General features: G+C 71.5%; 4 protein-coding genes. All 4 read left to right on the top strand.

The window, feature by feature from the left end:
* The first annotated feature begins 30 nt into the window (after positions 1 to 30).
* The gene (locus ACWCO3_RS33930) at positions 31 to 207 is read left to right on the top strand and encodes a hypothetical protein (RefSeq protein WP_450014046.1); all 177 of its coding nucleotides are present in this window, start codon (positions 31 to 33) and stop codon (positions 205 to 207) included.
* Positions 204 to 1247, top strand: a complete 1044-nt coding sequence (gene nusA, locus ACWCO3_RS33925; RefSeq protein WP_145785012.1) for a transcription termination factor NusA — start codon at positions 204 to 206, stop codon at positions 1245 to 1247. The genes ACWCO3_RS33930 and nusA overlap by 4 nt, the downstream gene beginning before the upstream one ends.
* A gap of 16 nt (positions 1248 to 1263) precedes the next feature.
* On the top strand, positions 1264 to 1596 hold the full coding sequence (locus ACWCO3_RS33920; protein WP_145785011.1) for a YlxR family protein: 333 nt from the start codon (positions 1264 to 1266) through the stop codon (positions 1594 to 1596).
* Positions 1597 to 1689: 93 nt separating this feature from the next.
* On the top strand, positions 1690 to 2474 hold a 785-nt coding region (locus tag ACWCO3_RS33915), incomplete at its 3' end, for a translation initiation factor IF-2 N-terminal domain-containing protein (protein ID WP_450014043.1).

The following is a 2474-nucleotide window of genomic DNA, read 5'->3' as shown; positions in this document are numbered from 1 at the left end:
CTGATGTCCGTGTCCCGGACACCGCCGATGATGCCGATCGGCAGTTCGATCATTCCGAAGCCCGCCACCGGCCCGGCAGTGGACACACCGATCGGCGCCGAGCTCGGCGAGGCGGACGACGAGTTCGACGACGCGGACGATTCAGACGAGATCGACGATTCAGACGACATCGACGACGAAGATGATGTGGAGGACGAGGAGAGGTGAACATCGACCTCGCGGCGCTGCGCGCACTCGAGCGCGAGCGGGAGATCCCGTTCGACACGATTCTCGCGGCGATCGAGACCGCGTTGCTGACCGCCTACCGGCACACCGACGGCGCCGAGCCGCACGCCCGGGTGGAGATCGACCGCAAGTCCGGCGCAGCCCTGGTGTACGCGCAGGAGATGGACTCCGACGGCAGCCTGGTGCGGGAGTGGGACGACACCCCGCACGACTTCGGCCGGATCGCCGCCATGACCGCCAAGCAGGTGATCCTCCAGCGTCTGCGGGAGGCCACCGACGAGGTGCACTTCGGTGAGTACGTGGGCCGCGAGGGTGACCTGGTCACCGGCGTGGTGCAGGCGCACGAGACGCGTACCGAGAAGGGCATCGTCAGCGTCGACCTGGGCAAGCTGGAGGGCGTGCTGCCGCAGTCCGAGCAGGTGCCCGGCGAGCGGTACGCCCACGGTGAGCGGGTCCGCTGTGTCGTGGTGCACGTGGCCAAGGGCATGCGCGGGCCGCAGATCACCCTGTCCCGGTCGCACCCGGCGCTGGTCAAGAAGCTGTTCGCGCTGGAGGTCCCGGAGATCGCCGACGGCACTGTGGAGATCGGCGCGATCGCCCGTGAGGCAGGTCACCGTACGAAGATCGCGGTGCGCTCCACGACCCCCGGCGTCAACGCCAAGGGTGCCTGCATCGGGCCGATGGGCCAGCGGGTGCGCGCCGTGATGAGCGAGTTGCACGGCGAGAAGATCGACATTATTGACTGGTCGGACGACCCGGCCACCTTCGTCGGTAACGCGTTGTCGCCGGCCAAGGCGCTGCGGGTCGAGGTGGTCGACCTGGCTGGTCGAGCTGCCCGGGTGACCGTTCCCGACTTCCAGCTTTCGCTCGCCATCGGCCGGGAGGGGCAGAATGCCCGACTCGCTGCCCGTCTGACCGGTTGGCGGATCGACATTCGCTCCGACGCGGAGCAGAGCGCCCCGGCCGCGCGTGCGGGAGCCGATCACGTGCGGGAGCCGGGCGGAGCGATCTCCGGCGGCTAGGGGTAGACTTCTTCCAGTGGTACGACGCACGCAGCCGGAGCGCACCTGTGTGGGCTGCCGACAACGTGCGCCGGCCAGCGAATTGCTGCGGATAGTCGCGGTCAGGGACGAGGCTGGTCACAGCCTCCGGCCTGATCCGCTTCGCAGGCTGCCGGGTCGGGGAGCGAACATGCACCCGGATCCGGCCTGCTTCGCGCTGGCGGTGCGGCGCCGCGCCTTCGGGCGTGCGCTGCGCATCACCGAGGTCCTCGACCACGGTGTGCTGGCGGAGCACGTCGATGCGCCAACCACTACGTCCGGTCAGCCCGACCGGGCGAGGGTCGCTAGCAGGGTAGGACGACCGACATGAGCACACGATGAAGTCCCTGAAATGACCAGGCTTCAAGTGCACGAGTGAGGTCGCTGCGGGTGCTGCCCGCACGACCTCGGAGTGAGGAGTGCAGTGGCAGGCAAGGCCCGCGTACACGAGCTTGCAAAAGAGCTCGGGGTCGAGAGTAAGACCGTTCTCGCCAAGCTGAAGGAAATGGGCGAGTTCGTGAAGTCCGCGTCGAGCACCGTCGAGGCGCCCGTCGCCCGGCGGCTGCGTAACGCATTCGTCGCGTCCGCCGGTGCTCCGGCAGCGGCTGCCCCGTCGGCGCCCGCGTCGACGCCGGCTTCCAACCCGACCCCGACGACGTCCCCGACCCCGGGCGCGCCCCGGGTCTCGGCCAAGCCGATGCCGCCTCGGCGGCCGGCCGCGCCGGTGCCCGGCCCGAAGCCGAAGGGTCCGGTGCCTGCTGCGCCGCAGCCGCCGGCTCCGGTCGCCAAGCCGGCGAGCGCCCACGACATCGAGGTGGCGGCCGCGGAGGCGCGTGCCGCCGCGCTGAAGGCTGAGCAGGAGGCCGCGGTCAAGGCCGCGCAGGCCGCCCGTCAGCAGCAGCGGGAGAACCCCGTTCGCCGGGAGCCCCCGGCAGACGGCGGCAACCGTCCCGGCCCTCGGCCGGGTCCGGCCGCGATGCCGCCCCGTCCCGGTTCGCCGGCAGCTCGCCCGAGCACGCCTGCTCCGGGTCCGGGTGCCCGACCGGGTGGTCGCCCGCCGGCGCGCGGCGCCGGTAACAACCCGTTCGGCATCCAGGGTGGCCAGCAGCAGCGGCCTCCGGCCGCTGGTGCGGGTGGTCCCCGGCCCAACACCCCGGCGGGTATGCCGCCGCGGCCGAGCCCGAACTCGATGCCGCCGCGGCCCAGCCC

The sequence above is a fragment of the Micromonospora sp. NPDC002411 genome (assembly GCF_053592955.1).
The sequence above is the reverse complement of the archived record's forward strand: the minus strand, read 5'-3'. Positions and strand labels throughout refer to the sequence as shown.

Bases quoted from the DNA above. Each gene is read 5' to 3' on its own strand.
- ACWCO3_RS33930 (WP_450014046.1), top strand. From the start codon at position 31: ATGCCGATCGGCAGTTCGATCATTCCGAAGCCCGCCACCGGCCCGGCA.